Genomic DNA, 20,153 nt, shown 5'->3' with positions numbered 1-20,153 from the left:
TAAAGCATGATTAAGAATAACAATGACATCGGCTTTATTCACGACATCGGTAGCTTAGACCGCCTTCGTCAACAAGCGGTAAATGGTGAAGAAGGCAGCGAAAAAGAAGCACTGACGGCTGCGGCAAAACAGTTTGAATCGATTTTTACCTCGATGTTGTTTAAGTCGATGCGCGACGCGAACTCAAGCTTTGAGTCGGATATGTTGAACAGCCAGAACGAACAGTTCTATCGTCAGATGCAAGACGACCAAATGGCGAGTGAATTGAGCGCTTCGGGTTCGCTAGGCCTAGCGGATATGATTGTGGCTCAATTAAGTGCTGGTCAAGCAAGCGATGCGGCAGAAGATAAGGTTCGTAGTGAAGGCTTTGATACTTCACTGCAAAGACCTCAGTACTCAGGCCGTTCAGAAGATAGAGTATCTGAAGTTCAATCTGCATCAGCGGCTAAACAACCCGTCTCTTTCGATTCTCCAGAATCGTTTGTTACCTCTATGAAGCCTTATGCTGAAAAAGCAGCAAGCGCGCTTGGTGTCGATTCATCGTTGCTATTAGCACAAGCCGCTCTTGAAACAGGTTGGGGTTCTAAAATGGTTAAAAACTCTTTGGGTAATAGTAATAACCTATTCAACATCAAAGCCGATAGAAGTTGGAAGGGCGATAAGGTTGCTACGCAGACTCTTGAGTTCCATGGTAAAACAGCAGTCAAAGAGTCAGCGTCTTTCCGTTCTTACTCAAACTTCGAAGACAGCTTTAATGACTATGTGAAGTTCTTGAACGAAAATCCAAGATACGAAACGGCATTGAAGCATCAGGGTAACTCAGAGAACTTCATCAAAGGTATCCACCAAGCGGGTTACGCAACTGACCCTAACTATGCCGATAAGGTATTGCGCGTTAAAGCTAAGATTGATGAGATGAATTAGCGCAATCAACTAGCATTGAGAGCTTGCCATTGGCAGGCTTTTTTCTTATCCGCCACCTCAAACCTGGCCCCGTTGTCCATAGTTATCTCCTTACACTTCAATAAATTATTGTCTTTTAACTCTCTGCTAATTCTATTGGCACATATATTGCTAATTATCTTAGTAATATACGGTTGTAGTTAATCAGTTCATTCTGATTTTGTTAAGTTTTTTGGGGGCATTATGGCGTCGGATCTTCTGAATGTAGGGGCACAAAGTGTTCTTACTGCTCAGAGACAGTTAAACACCACAGGTCATAACATTTCTAATGCCAACACAGAGGGCTTTAGCCGCCAATCTGTAATTCAAGGTGTGAATGACCCGCGTCAGTACGGTGGCCAGTCCTATGGTATGGGTGTGCATGTGGAAAATGTTCGCCGCTCTTGGGATCAGTTTGCCGTTAAAGAACTTAACTTATCGACAACCAATGCCGCCAACAAAGGCGATACTGAAGCTAACCTCGACATGCTGTCGAGTATGTTGTCATCGGTTGCTTCAAAGAAGATTCCAGAAAACCTCAATGAATGGTTTGATTCGGTTAAGACACTCGCTGATACACCTAATGATGTAGGTGCGCGAAAAGTGGTGTTAGAAAAAGCCGAGCTGTTAAGCAAAACACTGAATGAATTTCATGAAACGGTGCGCCAACAATCTGATTCTACGAATAAAAAATTAGATATGGGTATAGAGCGAGTTAACCAACTCGCTTACGAGATCCGTGACGTACAACGCTTAATGATGCGAACTCCTGGGCCTCATAACGACCTACGAGATCAGCATGAGAAACTGATTAATGAGCTGTCTGGTTACACCAAAGTAACGGTGACGCCGCGCTCGAATGCCGAAGGTTTTAATGTCCATATCGGTAATGGCCATACCTTAGTTTCTGGTAGTGAAGCGAGCCAATTAAAAATGGTCGATGGCCTACCAGATGTCCATCAACGTCGCTTAGCGATTGTTGAAGGAAAGTCTCTAAAACCGATAACTAGCAGTGATATCGATGGAAAAATCGGTGCCATGTTAGACATGCGAGATGACCACATTCCAGAAGTCATGGATGAACTGGGTCGTTTGGCGACGGCGTTTTCACACAAAGTCAATGAGTTGCAATCGCAAGGTTTAGATCTTAATGGCAACGTGGGTAAAAATCTGTTTACCGATGTGAACTCTGAGCGGGTGGCAAAATCACGCGTGACGGCGAGCAGCCAGTCAAAGGCTGATGTTGCGGTTTATATAGATGACACCTCTGCTTTAAAAGGCGGAGAGTATGGCCTTAAGTATGATGGCAGTGACTTTGTCGTGACCAAGCCTGACGGTGAAACGGTAAAAGTCAGCACTAATTCAAGTGGCAACGCTTTTAATCTTGATGGTATGCGAGTGGAAGTTCGCAACCCTCCTGAGCTTGGAGAGAAATTGCTGTTGCGTCCAACTCGCAATTTTGCCGCACAGATTCAGATGGAAACCAAAGATCCAAAAGACATTACTGCGCAAAGTTATGAAGCATCGACCACGTTTGCTAAAGGCACGGCTGGTTTCAAAATTTTACAAGCGGGTCAATTGCGCGAGTTCGAAGTCATTGTGTCACCCAAGGGTGAGCAGTTTGCGGTAACGGACCCGAAAGGCAACATTTTAATGCAGCCGCAACCGTATCCGCCTGAAGGGCCGGTCACTATTAATGGCACCACGTTTGAGTTAACACCGGGAGCGTTGGCAAACGACAAATTTACGGCAAACCTTGTCCCATCAGAAGGTGACAACGGTAATCTACGTAAGATGCAGAATCTACAAACCGGAAAAATTTTGAACGATGGTGAGTCTACGATTTTAGACCTTTACCATAACTTGAATACCAATATGGGGTTGAAGTCTTCAACGGCCAATCGCTTGAGTGATATTGCGACCTTAGAAAAACAGTCAGCTCAAGAGCGTATTGCTTCGGTATCCGGGGTCAATCTCGATGAAGAAGCAGCCAATATGATGAAGTTTCAGCAAGCGTATATGGCTTCCTCACGCATCATGCAAGCAGCCAATGACACGTTTAACACTATTTTAGCTCTGAGATAGGAAGTGTAAATGTTGAATCGTATTTCTAGCTTCCATAACTATCAGTCAGTACAAAATGACTTGCGCCGCCAAGAGAACAAGGTGCATCACAACCAAGCGCAACTCGCTTCTGGTAAGCAGCTGCAGTCGCCAAGTGATGACCCGTTGGCGACCCACTACCTACAAAATATTGGTCAGCAATCTGAGCAACTGAAACAATATGTTGATGCTATTACGTTGGTTCGAAATCGTTTAGAGCATCATGAAGTTATGATGTCTAACTCGGAAGGGTTTGCTGATGAAGCCAAACGAACCGTAATGGAAATGATCAACGGCGCGCTTTCACCGGAAGGCCGTTTAGCTAAGCAGCGTGAAATTAAAGAACTGGCGAATAACTTTTTGTACTTGGCCAACTCTCAAGATGAGTCGGGTAACTATACATTTGCGGGCACTAAGCCGAAGAACCAGCCTTTCTTTCGAGATAACGAAGGGAACGTGACGTATCAAGGTGATGATTACCAACGCAAGATGCGTGTGGCAAGTAGCTTTGAGATGGCAATGAATGATCCGGGCAGCAAGTTATTTATGGAAATAGATAACCCTTTCGGTGATTACGAGCCCCAATATGAGCTTGAGCCTGCCTCTGAGTTATTACTCGAGCGTGCGACTAACAGCGCAGAAGATGGTTCTACCTATAAAGTGACTTTCGTCGACATGCAGACGGGTAAGTTCGCTTATCAACTTGAAAAAGATGGTGCAGTGGTTGCGGCAGAAGATTTTGATCCTTCGACAGGCATTGTTTACGAAGGGCTGAATATTCAAATCAAAGGCCAGATCACTAAGGGCGACTCAATCACCTTAGAGCCGAGAGAGACATTCTCTATTTTTGATACATTCAAAGAAGCGGCAGAGCAAGCAGAACATCCGGTTTCAGATGCGTCGGCGACCGCGAAACTGCATCAAGTGACCGAAGAGTTCCATGCTGCGTTTATTCATTTGACGAAGGCAAGAACCGATGTCGGTGCGCGTTTGAATACCTTGGATATTCAAGAGCAACAACATGAAGATTTTAAGTTGTCTTTAGCAAAAGCAAAAAGCAACTTTGAAGATTTGGATTATTCGAAAGCAATCATTGAATTCAATGAAAACTCTCGGGCACTGCAAGCTTCTCAACAAGCGTTTGGCAAAACCAAAGACCTGACCTTGTTTAACTATATTTAATAATTAATCGGTATTTAGTGGCGACTTGTCGATCACCATGGCGTTGATTCCTTGCCGTATGTGCTATGCCATACGTGCGAATGACGCCATAGTTTGCCGCTTTTTCGTACGAGACATGACGTTTCTAAGATAGCGGCAAAAAACGGCAATCAGGAGGGTGTACGTTGTTTCACCCTCAAAGAACAAACAATCATAATCGCGTTTGATTTTGTGTAAGTTTTTGATTTTTATTTAATTAAAAAATTATTTATACAAAATTAAACTTGGCATACAACTTGTATCTGTGTTGGTTGTAAATGATTAATACAGATCTTAAATCCTGTACAGGGTTTATCGAGTAATACACGGTCAGTGCTTATCCATATGAGAGTAAAGCTGGCCGCTTCGCAGAAAGTTTGCGGACTCATAAGGAGAGCAAAATGGCAGTTAATGTAAGTACTAACGTTTCCGCAATGACAGCGCAGCGTTACCTGAATAAAGCGTCTAATGACTTAGCGACTTCTATGGAGCGTTTGTCATCGGGTCACAAGATCAACAGTGCGAAAGACGATGCAGCGGGTCTACAAATCTCGAACCGCTTAACGGCGCAATCTCGTGGTCTTGATGTGGCAATGCGTAATGCCAACGACGGTATTTCGATTGCTCAAACGGCAGAAGGCGCGATGAACGAATCAACCAACGTACTACAACGTATGCGTGACCTAGCGATTCAATCATCAAACGGCACTAACTCGCCGGCAGAGCGTACTGCACTGAATGAAGAGTCAATGGCACTTCAAGATGAGCTTAACCGTATCGCTGAAACAACCTCTTTTGGTGGCCGCCGCCTATTGAACGGTTCATTTGGTGAAGCCTCATTCCAGATCGGTGCTAGCTCCGGTGAAGCCATGATCATGGGATTAACGAGTATCCGTGCTGATGACTTTCGTATGGGGGGCACTACATTTGATTCTGAAAACGCTAAAGATAAGAACTGGGAAGTGCCTGCACAAGCTCGCGACCTTAAGTTCGAATTCAAGACTAAAGCGGGTGAAGACATCATTTTAGATATCAATACCAAAGCGGGTGATGATATAGAAGAGCTAGCGACTTACATTAATGGTCAGTCTGATTTAGTGAACGCATCGGTGACTGATGAAGGTCGTTTACAACTATTCGTTGCTGAACCTGATCTCGAAGGTGCAATGTCGATCTCTGGTGGTCTAGCCTCTGAGCTAGGTATTAAGAGCGAAGGTCGCCCTACGTCAGTGCAAGACGTTAGCTTAACTAGTGTTGCAGGCTCACAGAACGCGATCAGCGTGATTGACTCTGCAATGAAATATGTAGATTCACAGCGTGCTGATTTAGGTGCGAAACAGAACCGTCTAAGCCACAGTATTAATAACTTGGCAAACGTACAAGAGAACGTAGACGCTTCTAACAGCCGAATCAAAGATACGGACTTTGCGAAAGAGACGACGCAAATGACCAAATCACAAATTCTGCAACAAGCAGGTACTTCGATACTTGCTCAAGCAAAACAGTTGCCTAACTCTGCAATGTCACTATTGCAATAGTTATTGGTTGAACTTGCTGCTCGTGTTCAGACGTGAGCCATGCAGCAAGGGAAACTGGCAAGCATACTTACTATTGAATGTTTAGCTCTCTCATCTCTCACCTGCTATCCATTTTTACAGTAAGAATGCAACGGCAAGTCGGAAATGTGTTCATTTCTCGATGATCTCCACACAGGCTCTGACGCGCCAACTAGCCCCGGTTCTCTCAAAGGAAAAGGGGCTTTTTCCTTTCTGCTTTCTGCCTCTTTGGGGCTCCCACTAGCTTTTTTCCTTATTCTTTTTCCGATCTACTTTACGGCCAATCATTCGCCTGAATCTCCCGGTTCACGCCAGTATGAAATGTTGGGGGATGGATCATTTCTATGCGTTGATTCATTTGAAGAACGTTTCGTACGTTTTATGAACACATTGAAATCTTTTGTTCGTCGATATTAGTGGTTGTTTTAGAAAAACATAAAAAATAAGACGCTGAAAAATAAAGATTTATTATTTTGTTTATAGTTTTTCAAAAGTTTTTCTAAAGCTTCGTGTTTTCGAGCCGTTACTAAAAGTAACTTTGAGAGAACTACTTGGTTTTCCGAGACGTCGGAAACCGCTATACCGGAAAATCAATTGGAGAAATCACCATGGCAGTGAATGTAAATACCAACGTTTCAGCGATGACAGCGCAACGTTACCTAAATAATGCAAACAACGCACAACAAACATCAATGGAGCGCCTATCTTCAGGCTCTAAAATCAACAGCGCAAAAGATGATGCTGCAGGCCTACAAATCTCGAACCGTTTGAACGTTCAGAGTCGTGGTCTTGATGTTGCTGTACGTAACGCAAACGACGGTATCTCTATTGCACAAACGGCTGAAGGTGCGATGAACGAGACAACGAACATCCTGCAACGTATGCGTGATTTGTCTCTACAATCTTCAAACGGCTCAAACTCAAAATCTGAGCGTGTAGCGATTCAAGAAGAAGTAACTGCACTGAACGATGAACTGAACCGTATCGCGGAAACGACGTCTTTTGGTGGTAACAAGCTGCTTAACGGTACTCACGGGACTAAATCATTCCAAATCGGTGCGGATAACGGTGAAGCGGTAATGCTTCAACTGAAAGACATGCGCTCTGATAACGCTCAGATGGGTGGTAAGAGCTACCAAACTGAGAATGCAAAAGACAAAGATTGGAACGTTCAAGCAGGCTCTAACGACCTGAAACTGTCGTTCACGGATAACTTCGGTCAAGCACAAGAAATCGACATCAACGCAAAAGCGGGTGACGACATCGAAGAGTTAGCAACGTACATCAACGGTCAACAAGATTCTGTTAAAGCGTCTGTGACTGAAGACGGCAAGCTACAAATGTTCACTGGTAACAACAAAGTGAGCGGCGATGTGTCTTTCTCTGGCGGTCTTGCTGGTGAGCTAGGCATTCAAGCGGGCAAAGAAGTTACGGTTGATACTATCGACGTAACGTCTGTTGGCGGTGCACAAGAGTCTGTAGCAGTCATCGATGCGGCACTTAAGTACGTAGACAGCCACCGCGCTGAACTGGGTGCTTTCCAAAACCGTTTCGACCACGCTATCAGCAACTTAGACAACATTAACGAGAACGTTAATGCCTCTAAGAGCCGTATTAAAGATACCGACTTCGCGAAAGAAACGACTCAGATGACTAAGTCTCAGATCCTTTCTCAAGCTTCAAGCTCGATTCTTGCTCAAGCGAAGCAAGCACCGAACTCGGCACTTAGCCTACTAGGTTAATCGATTGAAAAGCCACGTTGACTATAAGCGTTGTTGAGCAAAAGCGTTAACGTAAGGCTTCCACAAATTAGCTCGTGGTGAGAGATGAGCGCTAAACAGACCCAGCTTCGGCTGGGTTTTTTATTGCCTGCTGTTTGGTAACAGAGGGTTTGGGAAATTACGGAGCTGAGGAGTAGGAGTAAAAGCGAGTCCCTATCACTCTCGTTCCTCGTTGTAGAGAATCACGGGAGCGGGAAATGATGTTTTATTAGTTGAAGTTCGGTCACACTTTTCTTTGTTGTTGAAAAGAATACGAAAAAAAGCACATTTTTTATTAAAGCTTCTAACTAAGGGGCCGTTAAAGGGATTGAGAGAAATGATATGTACCAATGTAAGGTGAGAGAGACAGTGGTACATAAAACAATTTGATATGTATTTGTGTGAGGTGAGAGTCACATAGGTGCATTAAAAAATGCCTAAAGGAGATCAACTATGGCGATTAATGTAAGCACTAACGTGTCTGCAATGACGGCTCAGCGCTACCTAAATAGCGCGGCTGAAGGTACTCAAAAATCAATGGAGCGTTTGTCTTCTGGCTATAAAATCAATAGCGCAAAAGATGATGCTGCGGGCCTACAAATCTCTAACCGCTTAACGTCGCAAAGCCGTGGCCTAGATATGGCTGTGAAAAATGCGAATGACGGGATCTCTATTGCACAAACAGCTGAAGGTGCAATGAATGAGTCAACCAACATTCTGCAACGTATGCGTGACCTTTCTCTTCAATCTTCAAACGGTTCGAACAGCAAATCTGAACGTGTTGCGATCCAAGAAGAAGTTTCTGCTCTAAATACAGAACTTAACCGTATCGCTGAAACGACCTCTTTTGGTGGTAACAAGCTTCTTAACGGTACTTACGGCAGTCAATCTTTCCAAATCGGTGCAGATTCTGGTGAAGCCGTAATGCTCACAATGAATAACATGCGTACTGACACTCAAGATATGGGTGGTAAGAGCTACAGCGTAGAAGAAGGCAAAGATGCTTCTTGGCGTGTAGGTGCTGGTGCTGACTTAACGATCAAATACAACGATAAGTTTGGTGAAGCACAAGAATTGTCTATTTCTGCGAAGGAAGGCAACGACATCGAAGAGCTAGCAACTTACATCAATGGTCAAAGCCAAGACGTTAAAGCATCTGTAGGTGAAGGCGGCAAACTGCAACTTTTCGCTTCAAGCCAAAAAGTTGAAGGCGATGTTGAATTCGGTGGCAGCCTTGCTGGTGAATTAGGTATTGGTGCTGGTAAAGACGTTACTGTTAACGATATCGACGTAACATCGGTTGCGGGTGCAAACGAAGCAGTCTCTATTATTGATGGCGCACTAAAATCTGTTGATAGTAACCGTGCTTCTCTTGGTGCTTTCCAAAACCGTTTTGACCACGCAATCAGCAACTTAGACAACATCAACGAAAACGTTAATGCATCTAAGAGCCGTATCAAAGATACCGATTACGCGAAAGAAACAACGGCAATGACGAAGTCTCAAATTCTGCAACAGGCGAGTACTTCTATCTTAGCGCAAGCGAAGCAGTCACCGTCAGCAGCTCTAAGCTTATTGGGCTAAACTTACTTTGGTAAGTAGCAGTAAACTCTACTCTGGTAGAGTTTTACTGTATGGCTCATAAAGGAGGGAGGGAGAGTGTTATGGAAATACCATCCAACGCATCGAACATCCAGCCTTATGGCTCACCCAATGGCATTAAATTTGCAAGCGATGAAGGTAGTAGTGCGTCGAGCACTTCGCGACTGAAAGAAGCAACATCTTATGACAAGGTAGATAAATCAAAAGAAGAGGCTACCGCAGCAGTGATTCAATTAGCTCAAGATAGACAAGAGCTAAATGATGAAGAGCGGGTCAAGATGGTGGAGAAGGTAAATGAGTTTATCTCCTCTCTCAATAAGGGTGTTGCTTTTAAAGTCGATGAAGAGTCAGGTCGGGATGTGGTGACCATTTATGAGACCACAACCGGTGATATTATTCGCCAAATACCCGATGAAGAAATGCTTGAAATTCTAAGACGCCTAGCAGCCCAAAACTCGAATAGTCGAATATTTGAGGTGAAGGTTTAAGTCGTATTATTGAGGTGATTTAATGAGTTTTGGCCCAATGGGGATTTCGTCTGGCATGGATATCAATTCCATGGTCAGCAAAATTGTTGATTCGGAGCGCGTACCTAAACAGCAACGAATCGACAATGAACGAACGCGAATCGATACCAGCATTAGTGCCTATGGAAGACTCAGAGAATCCCTTGACTCGATGAAAAACCTGATGACAAACTTTCGTCAGGAAAAAGCTTTTGCTGTGCGAACAGTGGAAAGTACTGATGAAGGTCTTGTTTCTGCGACCGCGACTACTGAAGCGATCGCTGGCAAATATGCCATCGATGTGTTGCAGCTTGCCCAGAGCCATAAAGTGGCTTCTGATGTACTATCAGAGGACATGAAGTTTGGCCCAGGTAAGCTGCAGATTTCGCTTGGCGATAATAGCTTTGATGTACAAGTTGGCGATAGATCGAAACTTATCGATATTGTTCGCAGCATAAACGGCGCAGATAGCAACCCAGGCGTTCGCGCATCGGTTATCAATGATGTCGGAGGCCCACGACTTATTGTTGCCTCGAACCAGTCCGGTTCCGATCAGCAGATCAGCATAAATGTTGAATCTGATACTGCCAATCCTCTTAAAAAACTCGAATACAAGACTCTTGAAGAGCGTGTTAAAACGTTGGAGAAAGCTCGTCTTTCTGCTCAAGAGATCCTTTCTAAGCCTGCACCAGGGCAAGAAGTTGCAGCCTTAGACCCCTTTAGTGAGGCTGATAAGTCTTCACTTGATGCTGACGGCAATCAGATTCCGCCACAAGAAGGTGGAAAGGGTAATTCTGCTCAGAGTGTTAGTCTTAGTTACGGCGAGCAGGCCGCAGCCGATGGTCAAGCAGCGCTAGACGCTGCTCAGGCTGCAAAATCGGTGATGCCTGAAGATAATATTCCAGGCTGGACGGAAACGGCCTCTGGTACGTTATTGGACTCTTATTACACACCCGAACTTGAGCTTGATGAAAAGGCGATAGAGAAGGCACCCGATGTGCCGGGGTGGTCCAATGCCGCATCAGGTACGCTGACCGATTCCTACGTGACGCCAAAAGAAGCCCAACAAAAGCTTGAGGCTGAACAAGCGCGTATCGAAGAAAAAATTTCACAAGAAAAAGCGGATCTGGCTGAGAAAGTTCAAAAAGGCGAATTGACGGCTGAACAAGCTAAAAAGATTGAACGTGCCAAATTAGAACCGGAAGAGCGTGAGCATTTAGAGAAGGTCGATAAAGCACAAGCTGACTTGGTTCAGGCTCAACAGGCTTTTGATGCCTACAGTGGTATGGCTGAAGTTCAAGCTGGACAAGACTCAATGGTGGTTTTGGATGGCGTTGCTCAGCTCTCTAGTAACAACAATGTGATTGAAGATGCCGTGGAAGGGATCGATATTACGGTAAAAGGAAAAACACCAAAAGATAAGCCGCCAGCAGAAATTGGTGTGGAGTACGACCGTAATAGTGTTCGCCAAGACATTGAAGCTTTTGTTAATTCTTACAATCAGTTTTACCAAGTGTCTAAAAACTTGGCGGGCGTTGACCCAACGACTGGGCAAAAAGGCCCTCTTTCTGGCGACAGTACGGTTCGTAACGCCGATTCGCGTCTTAAAGGTGTGTTCTCATCAAGTATTGAAGGTGCACCCGATAACCTTAAGTCTTTGACTGAATTTGGTATCACGACTACAAGACAAGGCTCGTTAGAGATCAACTACGACATGCTTGATCGTCAACTTAATAATAATTTTGATAAGTTGGGTGAGTTCTTCGGGGGCAACAACGGTTTCGCTAAAAAGGTCGAAGATGCGATTCAAGGCATCACTGGTGTCACTGGCTCAATTCGTACGAGAGAAAAGAGCTTAGTTGAGCAAAATTACCGCCTAGCGGATGACCAAAGCGCGCTCGACCGTCGCATGGATAGCCTAGAGAACCGCACTCACTCTAAGTTCACTGCGATGCAAGATGCGACCAGTAAAATGCAATCTCAGCTGGGCAGTATGATGAATGCGTTGGGCTAGTAGATGAATGGACAACTTCAAGAGCTTTGTGAACTAGATCAACTAATTATCTCTAAGCTCGAATTAAGTGAAATTAATGCTGAAGAAATAACACAGCTTGTCGATAACAGAGATCAGTTATTGCAAAACGTGTTTCAATTAATCGACTCACACCCCGACGTTAAGCAAAGTTCTGAATGGTTTGAAGCCATTACCAGAACCAGAAAATTGGTCGAATTGATGCAGTCTGAGACGAATCGAATAGGTAAAAACCTACACAAATATCGTCACGGTGCTAAATCAGTTCAACAATACAAAAAGTTTTTATAGAAGAGGTTTACTATGCGCGGTTCTTTACAGGCATATAAAAAGGTATCAGTGGATAGTCAGCTAACGGCTGCTTCACCGCATAAAATTGTGCAAATGTTAATGGCAGGTGCTATTGAGCGCTTGATCCAAGGCAAGGCGGCAATGCAGGCGGGTAATATCCCAGTGAAAGGTGAGCGACTTGGTAAAGCTTTAGATATCATTATTAGCCTACGTAGTTGCCTGTCTATGGATGACGGCGGCGATATAGCGAAAAACCTAGATCAACTTTATGAGTTCATGATCACGCAAATTTCTGCGGCAAATCACAAAAATGATCCACAGCCTATTGATGATGTTGTTGGTATTATCCGTGAAATTAAGAGCGCTTGGGACCAAATTCCGAATGAATATCACAACTTGACCTCTACTGAGGTAGGTATTTAACGAAAAATTGCAGTTTGAACCAATCTCATATCCTTTAATTGGTTGGTTGCCTTATTTTTTTAATCAAATAAAATAGAAGCCATTAGATAGCCTAATGGCTTTTTTCGTTGCTGATTTCCTTAATTTGTTCACGTAAACATAATCATTGATGTTTTTTTCTGTTTTTATCGATTACGTTGCTCACCGTTTTTCCGCATCGCACCAAAATAAAGGCAATAATTCCTACTTATGCAAGGTTTGGCAAAACTGCTTGTCGTCGACGATAACGCTCAAGATCGTCACAATTTAAGCACAATATTAGAGTTTGTAGGAGAGAGCTGCGAAGTTATCAGCTCTGAACAAGCGCGCAAAGTTGACTGGTCATTACCGTGGGCAGGCTGCATTATCGGCTCAATTAAAGGTAAAGGCTTCAACATATTATTGAATGAACAGCTTGTTCACGCCAATCACATTCCTTTACTTGTGATTAGCAAAAACAATTACTCGGTTGATGAGCTAACTAACTTCGTTGGCGAACTCGAGCTTCCTCTCAATTACCCTCAATTAAGTGATGCATTAAGGCACTGTAAAGACTTCTTAGGCCGAAAAGGGGGGCAAGTTGTGTCTTCGGCACGTAAGAACACGCTGTTTCGTAGCCTCGTGGGGCAGAGTTCGGGCATTCAAGAAGTACGTCACTTAATTGAACAAGTCTCTTCTACGGAAGCGAACGTATTGATTCTTGGCGAATCGGGTACGGGCAAAGAAGTGGTCGCGCGTAATATTCACTACCATTCTAAGCGTCGTACTGGACCGTTTGTGCCAGTGAATTGTGGCGCGATTCCAGCAGATTTGCTCGAAAGTGAACTATTTGGCCACGAGAAAGGGGCGTTTACCGGCGCAATTACCGCACGTAAAGGTCGCTTTGAGTTAGCTGAAGGTGGCACGCTGTTCCTTGATGAAATTGGTGATATGCCAATGGCGATGCAAGTTAAACTGCTGCGTGTTTTGCAAGAGCGTTGTTTTGAACGTGTAGGTGGTAACACTACCATTCAAGCTAATGTCCGCGTGATAGCAGCCACACACCGCAACCTCGAAGATATGATCGACGATGAATCTTTCCGTGAGGACCTTTACTACCGCTTAAATGTCTTCCCGATTGAAATGCCGGCACTTCAAGATCGTAAAGAAGATATTCCACTGTTGCTTCAAGAGCTAATGACCAGAATGGAAGCGGAAGGTAGCATGCCTATTTGCTTTACGCCGCGCGCCATCAATTCTTTGATGGAACATGATTGGCCGGGTAATGTTCGTGAACTTGCTAACCTCATTGAACGAATGTTGATCCTCTATCCGAATAGTCTGGTCGACGTTAATCATCTTCCAACGAAGTACAGATACAGCGATATTCCTGAGTTCCAACCTGAATTTAATAGCTTTACCTCTGAAGAAGAACAAGAGCGTGATGCATTGGCGGACTTGTTTTCCGAAGATTTCAGTTTTGATCAGCAAGATGATATTGCCGACAATGCGAATGCGCCCCAAGAGTTACCCGCTGAAGGGGTTAATCTGAAAGAGCTGCTCGCGGATATGGAAGTGAACATGATTAGTCAAGCCTTGGAGGCTCAGGGGGGGATCGTTGCTCGTGCTGCGGACATGCTTGGAATGCGAAGAACCACTCTGGTTGAAAAAATGCGTAAATATAACTTACAGCGTTAGTATTTAGTTTTAGACGAAAATACAAAAAAATAGTACACACTTTTAGCTAAATTTTAACTTTAACTAATTGAATCGATAAAACATAGCCGAGTTGTTGCTTGATTAACTATGTGATAAATATAGCAAATAGCCTGACTCGTATTGTACGTGCCAGGCTGTTTTAGTATTTGAGGCAAATTTTTGATATGCACGTATCTAACGAACCAGAAAATCAGTCACACCTAGACTCTGTTGAGCAGCAAGTTGAGCGCTATAAACAAGTGCTCGATGTGATGCCCGCTGGTGTTATCTTGTTAGATACACATGGTGAAGTGAGAGAAGCTAACCCAGAAGCGCACCGTATTCTCAGTGTTGAGTTAGTTGGTGAGAAGTGGTTTTCGGTGATTCAAAGTGCCTTCGACCCAAAAGACGATGACGGTCATGAGATCTCATTAAAGAACGGACGAAAAGTGCGTTTAGCGATTTCTGCTTCTACGACAGGTCAACTTATCTTGATTACCGACCTGACTGAGACTCGTCTATTGCAATCTCGTGTGAGTGATCTCCAGCGCTTGTCGTCGTTAGGTCGAATGGTCGCTTCGCTGGCGCATCAGGTCCGTACGCCACTTTCTAGCGCGATGCTGTATGCATCCAACCTTGCCGCGCCAAACCTACCGTCGGCAACAAAGACGCGTTTTCAATCTAAGCTTATGGATAGGTTGCATGACTTAGAGAAGCAAGTTAATGATATGCTGTTGTTTGCTAAAGGGGGCGACAACAAAGTAGTTAAGCCATTTACTGTGGCTGAATTGATCAATGAATTCCACCCTATGGTTGAAGCGGCATTAAAAACCAACCAGATTGATTATTGCCAAGAAGTGGAAGGCGAAGAGACTCAAATGTTTGGTAACGCAAATGCGATCGCTTCGGCGTTAAGCAACTTGGTTTTGAATGCGGTTCAAATTGCTGGTAAGGAATCGCAGATTGATGTTTTTTTTAGACCGGTAAACGGTGAACTTAAGATATCAGTACAAGACAGTGGCCCCGGTGTACCCAAGGAGCTTCAAGGTAAAATTATGGAACCCTTCTTTACCACCCGTTCTCAAGGTACAGGTTTAGGCTTAGCGGTTGTACAAATGGTATGTCGAGCCCATGAAGGCCGGCTGGAATTGATCTCAGAAGAAGGTGATGGCGCATGTTTTACCATGTGCTTGCCACTTGAAAGAAGCGCTTCTACTGAAGACTAATAAGTTTAACTGAATTTACACTGGAGAATCCTATGGCTCAAAGCAAAGTGTTAATCGTCGAAGATGATGAAGGTCTACGCGAAGCCCTTGTCGACACTCTCGCGCTTGCTGGTTATGAATGGCTGGAAGCGGATAGTGCGGAAGATGCTCTGGTAAAATTAAAATCCAACTCCGTTGATATTGTTGTATCTGACGTTCAAATGGCGGGCATGGGTGGTTTGGCACTATTGCGAAACATCAAGCAGCATTGGCCAAATTTACCGGTATTGTTGATGACTGCCTATGCCAACATCGAAGATGCAGTGGCGGCAATGAAAGAGGGCGCGATCGACTACATGGCGAAGCCATTTGCGCCAGAAGTATTGCTAAACATGGTGAGCCGCTACGCTCCTGTGAAGTCGGATGATAATGGCGATGCCATCGTTGCCGATGAAAAAAGCATCAAGTTAATGATGCTGGCTGATAAAGTAGCGAAAACTGACGCCAATGTCATGGTGTTGGGGCCTAGTGGTTCCGGTAAAGAGGTGATGTCTCGCTACATTCACAATGCTTCGAGTCGCAAGGATGGACCGTTTGTCGCGATTAACTGCGCTGCGATCCCCGATAATATGTTGGAAGCGACCCTGTTTGGTTATGAAAAAGGCGCTTTTACTGGCGCTATTCAGGCGTGTCCAGGTAAATTCGAACAGGCGCAAGGTGGCACTATTTTGTTGGATGAGATCAGTGAAATGGATCTTAGCCTTCAAGCGAAATTACTACGTGTATTGCAAGAACGTGAGGTTGAACGCCTAGGTAGCCGTAAGAGCATCAAATTAGATGTTCGTGTGTTGGCGACCAGTAACCGAGATCTTAAACAGTATGTTTCTGAAGGGAACTTCCGTGAAGATCTATACTACAGACTGAATGTTTTCCCAATTACTTGGCCAGCTCTGTGTGAACGTAAAGGCGATATTGAGCCGCTTGCGAAGCATTTGATTGAACGCCATTGCACTAAACTTGGAATGCCTGTTCCTGCTCTGTCTGAGCAAGCTATTAGTAAACTCGTCAATTATCCGTGGCCGGGAAATGTGCGTGAATTGGATAATGTAATACAGCGTGCGCTAATATTGAGTGAGAAAGAGCATATATCTGGTGAGCACATCCTTCTTGAAGGTGTTGATTGGCAAGATGCTAGTGGTCTACAACAAATTGTTGAAGGTAACGATGTTGCGGCGCCAGAAATTAAACCTATTTCCGAAGCAAACCCAATCAATAAAGTAGTAGCTAGCAGTGAAGGACTTGGCAATGAGCTTAGAGATCAAGAGTATGCAATAATTCTTGAAACCTTGATCGCGTGTAATGGTCGACGCAAAGATATGGCCGAAAAACTGGGCATTAGTCCTCGTACATTGCGCTATAAGTTGGCGAAAATGCGTGATGCTGGAATAGATATCCCAAACTGAGGATAGATTAGTAGTGCCAGCTTTCTGATTGTTGTAGTACGATGTCTAGTCAAAATGATGTGTGGCACGCTAATTGCTCAGTCAATAATACAGCGAAATAGATAGTCATAATTTTGACTCCTGAGGTAGTAGATGAAAATAGATGGTTTACAAGGCGAAATGCAGGCAATGATGGTTGAAGCTGCTAGCACGCGTCCCGCAGCAACGGGGCAAGCGGTCGGTGCAGATTTTGGCAACATGCTTACGCAAGCCATCAATAATGTGAACTCATTACAAAAGACCTCAGGTAATCTTCAAGCACGTTTTGATAGTGGTGACCAAAGCGTGTCTCTATCCGATGTGATGATTGCTCGTAATAAATCTAGTGTGGCTTTTGAGGCGACGATCCAAATTAGAAATAAATTGGTCGAATCGTACAAAGAGCTGATGAATATGCCGGTATAATTTAGGTAGTTAAATAGTGGCAGATAATAGTCAAACAACAGATTTAGCCGTAAACGACAGTAACGATCACGCACTTATTGCAGGTTCTGAGCTTGACGGAGAAGGGCAAAATCCCGATCTAGGTGAACGCAGTTCATCGAAATTCGATATGGCCGTGGGCGATCTCGATTTACTTCGTCAGGTTGTCTTAGTCCTTTCTATTTCTATTTGTGTAGCGCTTATTGTGATGCTTTTTTTCTGGGTAAAAGAGCCAGAAATGCGTCCATTAGGGGCTTACGAAACAGAAGAGTTGATCCCCGTTCTGGATTACTTAGACCTGCAAAAGATCGAGTACTCTCTTGAAGGCAACACTATCTCTGTTCCTGCCAGCGAGTACAACTCTCTGAAGTTGAATATGGTTCGAGCTGGTTTGAACCAAGAGCGAAACGCGGGTGATGACATTCTCATGCAAGACATGGGTTTTGGTGTGTCACAACGTTTGGAGCAAGAGCGCCTTAAATTAAGCCGTGAAAGACAGCTTGCGAAAGCCATTGAACAGATGAAACAGGTTCGTAAAGCACAGGTTTTACTGGCCTTGCCGAAGCAAAGTGTGTTCGTGCGTCACAATCAAGAAGCCTCTGCTTCTGTATTCCTAACCCTTAAAACGGGCACCAACCTTAAGCAACAAGAAGTGGATTCTGTTGTGGATATGGTGGCGAGTGCCGTTCCGGGCATGAAAACCTCACGTATTACCGTAACCGATCAGCATGGTCGACTTCTGAGTTCAGGCTCTCAAGACCCGATGTCAGCGGCGCGTCGTAAAGAACACGAATTAGAGCGTAACCAAGAGCAAGCGCTGCGTGAGAAAATTGACTCTATTCTGATTCCGATTCTTGGGTTTGGTAACTATACCGCGCAGGTTGATATTCAGCTCGATTTTAGTGCGGTGGAGCAAACGAGAAAACGTTTTGATCCAAATACCCCCGCGACTCGAAGTGAGTACACGCTAGAAGACTATAATAATGGCAATACGGTTGCCGGAATTCCTGGTGCTTTGAGTAATCAGCCACCTGCTGATGCCTCAATTCCGCAAGATGTTGCTCAAATGAAAGATGGTTCTTTGACGGGCCAAGGTTCGGTTCATAAAGAAGCGACCCGAAACTTCGAGTTAGACACAACCATTAGCCATGAACGTAAACAGAGTGGAACGGTTAACCGTCAGACAGTATCTGTCGCAATAAAAGACCGCCAATCATTGAATCCAGATACGGGTGAAGTGGTCCACACGCCAATCCCTGTAAGCGAGATCAACGCGATTCGTCAGGTTTTGATTGGCACTGTGGGTTTTGATGAAACCCGTGGCGATTTACTCAACGTATTAAGCATGCAGTTTGCACCTCAAGTAACCGATGTTGTTGCTGATGTCCCAATTTGGGAGCATCCAAACTTTAATGATTGGGTACGTTGGTTTGCAAGTGCGTTGGTCATCATTGTGGTGGTGTTGGTCCTTGTTCGTCCAGCAATGAAGAAACTGCTTAATCCTGCAGCGGACAACGATGAACAGATGTATGGTCCTGACGGTATGCCAATTGGTGCTGATGGCGAAACCAGCTTAATTGGTGGTGATATCGAAGGTGGCGAACTGTTTGAGTTTGGTTCAAGTATCGACTTACCAAACCTTCATAAAGACGAAGACGTGCTGAAAGCAGTACGTGCACTCGTAGCGAATGAACCAGAGCTAGCAGCTCAAGTAGTTAAAAATTGGATGGTAGATGGCTAACGAAATAGTTCCACAACAAACGGAAGGCGGTGAAGTGCTTGATGTCTCTAGCGTGGATATCGGCTCTATCTCAGGCGATGAGCGCGCGGCGATCTTATTACTAAGTTTAAATGAAGAAGACGCTGCTGGTATTATTCGCCACCTTGAGCCTAAGCAGGTTCAACGTGTAGGTAGTGCGATGGCGCGAGCTGCGGATCTATCTCAAGAAAAAGTGGGTGCGGTTCACCGTGCATTCTTAGATGATATTCAGAAGTACACCAATATTGGTATGGGCAGTGAAGACTTTATGCGTAATGCGCTGGTGGCTGCTCTGGGTGAGGATAAGGCGAATAACCTTGTGGACCAAATACTTCTCGGCACTGGCTCGAAAGGGTTGGATTCGTTGAAGTGGATGGATCCTCGTCAGGTGGCGAGCATCATCATCAACGAACACCCTCAGATACAAACCATTGTGCTGTCGTACCTCGATTCTGACCAATCGGCAGAAATATTGTCTCAGTTCCCAGAGCGTGTTCGTCTGGACCTGATGATGCGTATTGCCAACCTTGAAGAAGTTCAACCTTCCGCTCTTGCTGAACTGAACGAAATCATGGAGAAACAGTTTGCGGGTCAAGCGGGTGCCCAAGCTGCCAAAATCGGTGGCCTGAAAGCTGCGGCTGAGATCATGAACTACATGGACAACAACGTTGAAGGTGTCTTGATGGATCAAATCCGTGACCAAGACGAAGACATGGCGACACAGATTCAAGATCTTATGTTTGTCTTTGAAAACCTTATTGAAGTTGATGATCAAGGTGTCCAGAGATTGCTGCGTGATGTCCCACAAGACGTTCTACAGAAAGCGCTTAAGGGCGCTGATGACGGTTTACGTGAGAAGATCTTTAAGAACATGTCGAAACGTGCAGCGGATATGATGAGAGACGATATTGAGGCGATGCCGCCAGTGAAAGTTTCTGACGTTGAAGCGGCTCAGAAAGAGATTTTGGGGATTGCGAGGAAAATGGCAGACAGTGGCGAGATTATGCTATCTGGTGGCGCCGACGAGTTCCTTTAATACAGAAACCTCAAAGCCCCACACTGCTGGGGCTTTTCTTTATCCAATTTCGAACCATACATTAATTAAGTTTAACTGCTTGAATGTACTAAGCAGTTTGACTCACTCATGATAGGTA

Annotated in this window: 16 protein-coding genes; all 16 read left to right on the top strand. The window is 44.6% G+C overall.

Annotation, left to right across the window (positions count from 1 at the left end; all coding sequences use genetic code 11):
• The first annotated feature begins 6 nt into the window (after positions 1–6).
• The 16 genes from flgJ (at position 7) to fliG (ending at position 20,035) form a co-directional block, all read left to right on the top strand.
• On the top strand, positions 7–924 hold the full coding sequence (gene flgJ / locus OCU50_RS10220) for a flagellar assembly peptidoglycan hydrolase FlgJ (RefSeq protein WP_060467286.1): 918 nt from the start codon (positions 7–9) through the stop codon (positions 922–924).
• A gap of 222 nt (positions 925–1,146) precedes the next feature.
• Positions 1,147–3,027 (top strand): flagellar hook-associated protein FlgK, encoded by a 1,881-nt coding sequence (gene flgK / locus OCU50_RS10215; RefSeq protein WP_060467287.1) that lies wholly within the window; start codon positions 1,147–1,149, stop codon positions 3,025–3,027.
• Between the two features lie 9 nt (positions 3,028–3,036).
• Complete coding sequence (flgL, locus tag OCU50_RS10210) at positions 3,037–4,227, top strand: flagellar hook-associated protein FlgL (protein WP_060467288.1); 1,191 nt, start codon at positions 3,037–3,039, stop codon at positions 4,225–4,227.
• 419 nt (positions 4,228–4,646) lie between these two features.
• Positions 4,647–5,783: a flagellin gene (locus OCU50_RS10205; RefSeq protein WP_060467289.1), complete on the top strand. Its 1,137-nt coding sequence runs from the start codon at positions 4,647–4,649 to the stop codon at positions 5,781–5,783.
• Positions 5,784–6,409: 626 nt separating this feature from the next.
• On the top strand, positions 6,410–7,543 hold the full coding sequence (locus OCU50_RS10200) for a flagellin (protein WP_065311174.1): 1,134 nt from the start codon (positions 6,410–6,412) through the stop codon (positions 7,541–7,543).
• Between the two features lie 471 nt (positions 7,544–8,014).
• Complete coding sequence (locus OCU50_RS10195) at positions 8,015–9,145, top strand: flagellin (RefSeq protein WP_017056863.1); 1,131 nt, start codon at positions 8,015–8,017, stop codon at positions 9,143–9,145.
• An 80-nt stretch (positions 9,146–9,225) separates the two neighbouring features.
• Positions 9,226–9,651: a flagellar protein FlaG gene (gene flaG, locus OCU50_RS10190; protein WP_060468227.1), complete on the top strand. Its 426-nt coding sequence runs from the start codon at positions 9,226–9,228 to the stop codon at positions 9,649–9,651.
• Positions 9,652–9,673: 22 nt separating this feature from the next.
• Positions 9,674–11,683, top strand: a complete 2,010-nt coding sequence (gene fliD, locus OCU50_RS10185; RefSeq protein ID WP_060468226.1) for a flagellar filament capping protein FliD — start codon at positions 9,674–9,676, stop codon at positions 11,681–11,683.
• Positions 11,684–11,686: 3 nt separating this feature from the next.
• Entirely contained in the window at positions 11,687–11,992 is a 306-nt protein-coding gene (locus OCU50_RS10180; RefSeq protein WP_060468225.1) for a flagellar protein FliT, read from the top strand.
• 12 nt (positions 11,993–12,004) lie between these two features.
• Entirely contained in the window at positions 12,005–12,415 is a 411-nt protein-coding gene (gene fliS, locus OCU50_RS10175; RefSeq protein ID WP_060468224.1) for a flagellar export chaperone FliS, read from the top strand.
• 228 nt (positions 12,416–12,643) lie between these two features.
• Positions 12,644–14,110 carry a sigma-54 dependent transcriptional regulator gene (locus OCU50_RS10170; protein WP_060468223.1) on the top strand — a complete coding sequence of 489 codons (1,467 nt, stop codon included), beginning with the start codon at positions 12,644–12,646 and terminating at the stop codon, positions 14,108–14,110.
• 185 nt (positions 14,111–14,295) lie between these two features.
• Complete coding sequence (locus OCU50_RS10165) at positions 14,296–15,336, top strand: sensor histidine kinase (RefSeq protein WP_017056869.1); 1,041 nt, start codon at positions 14,296–14,298, stop codon at positions 15,334–15,336.
• Positions 15,337–15,368: 32 nt separating this feature from the next.
• On the top strand, positions 15,369–16,778 hold the full coding sequence (locus OCU50_RS10160; protein WP_060468222.1) for a sigma-54-dependent transcriptional regulator: 1,410 nt from the start codon (positions 15,369–15,371) through the stop codon (positions 16,776–16,778).
• Between the two features lie 132 nt (positions 16,779–16,910).
• A complete protein-coding gene (gene fliE / locus OCU50_RS10155) occupies positions 16,911–17,222 on the top strand; it encodes a flagellar hook-basal body complex protein FliE (RefSeq protein ID WP_060468221.1) in 312 nt (103 codons plus the stop codon).
• A 16-nt stretch (positions 17,223–17,238) separates the two neighbouring features.
• Entirely contained in the window at positions 17,239–18,981 is a 1,743-nt protein-coding gene (gene fliF, locus OCU50_RS10150) for a flagellar basal-body MS-ring/collar protein FliF (RefSeq protein WP_060468220.1), read from the top strand.
• The gene (fliG, locus tag OCU50_RS10145; RefSeq protein WP_060468219.1) at positions 18,974–20,035 is read left to right on the top strand and encodes a flagellar motor switch protein FliG; all 1,062 of its coding nucleotides are present in this window, start codon (positions 18,974–18,976) and stop codon (positions 20,033–20,035) included. The genes fliF and fliG overlap by 8 nt, the downstream gene beginning before the upstream one ends.
• Positions 20,036–20,153: the final 118 nt, after the last annotated feature.

The sequence above is a fragment of the Vibrio toranzoniae genome, from assembly GCF_024347655.1.
Lineage (GTDB): Bacteria > Pseudomonadota > Gammaproteobacteria > Enterobacterales > Vibrionaceae > Vibrio > Vibrio toranzoniae.
This window is presented reverse-complemented; position numbering and strand designations above follow the sequence as displayed.

What these genes read in the sequence shown, in the direction of transcription:
- flgJ (WP_060467286.1), top strand. Translation starts at nt 7, where the DNA reads ATGATTAAGAATAACAATGACATCGGCTTTATTCACGACATCGGTAGC.
- flgK (WP_060467287.1), top strand. Translation starts at nt 1,147, where the DNA reads ATGGCGTCGGATCTTCTGAATGTAGGGGCACAAAGTGTTCTTACTGCT.
- flgL (WP_060467288.1), top strand. Translation starts at nt 3,037, where the DNA reads ATGTTGAATCGTATTTCTAGCTTCCATAACTATCAGTCAGTACAAAAT.
- OCU50_RS10205 (WP_060467289.1), top strand. Translation starts at nt 4,647, where the DNA reads ATGGCAGTTAATGTAAGTACTAACGTTTCCGCAATGACAGCGCAGCGT.
- OCU50_RS10200 (WP_065311174.1), top strand. Translation starts at nt 6,410, where the DNA reads ATGGCAGTGAATGTAAATACCAACGTTTCAGCGATGACAGCGCAACGT.
- OCU50_RS10195 (WP_017056863.1), top strand. Translation starts at nt 8,015, where the DNA reads ATGGCGATTAATGTAAGCACTAACGTGTCTGCAATGACGGCTCAGCGC.
- flaG (WP_060468227.1), top strand. Translation starts at nt 9,226, where the DNA reads ATGGAAATACCATCCAACGCATCGAACATCCAGCCTTATGGCTCACCC.
- fliD (WP_060468226.1), top strand. Translation starts at nt 9,674, where the DNA reads ATGAGTTTTGGCCCAATGGGGATTTCGTCTGGCATGGATATCAATTCC.
- OCU50_RS10180 (WP_060468225.1), top strand. Translation starts at nt 11,687, where the DNA reads ATGAATGGACAACTTCAAGAGCTTTGTGAACTAGATCAACTAATTATC.
- fliS (WP_060468224.1), top strand. Translation starts at nt 12,005, where the DNA reads ATGCGCGGTTCTTTACAGGCATATAAAAAGGTATCAGTGGATAGTCAG.
- OCU50_RS10170 (WP_060468223.1), top strand. Translation starts at nt 12,644, where the DNA reads ATGCAAGGTTTGGCAAAACTGCTTGTCGTCGACGATAACGCTCAAGAT.
- OCU50_RS10165 (WP_017056869.1), top strand. Translation starts at nt 14,296, where the DNA reads ATGCACGTATCTAACGAACCAGAAAATCAGTCACACCTAGACTCTGTT.
- OCU50_RS10160 (WP_060468222.1), top strand. Translation starts at nt 15,369, where the DNA reads ATGGCTCAAAGCAAAGTGTTAATCGTCGAAGATGATGAAGGTCTACGC.
- fliE (WP_060468221.1), top strand. Translation starts at nt 16,911, where the DNA reads ATGAAAATAGATGGTTTACAAGGCGAAATGCAGGCAATGATGGTTGAA.
- fliG (WP_060468219.1), top strand. Translation starts at nt 18,974, where the DNA reads ATGGCTAACGAAATAGTTCCACAACAAACGGAAGGCGGTGAAGTGCTT.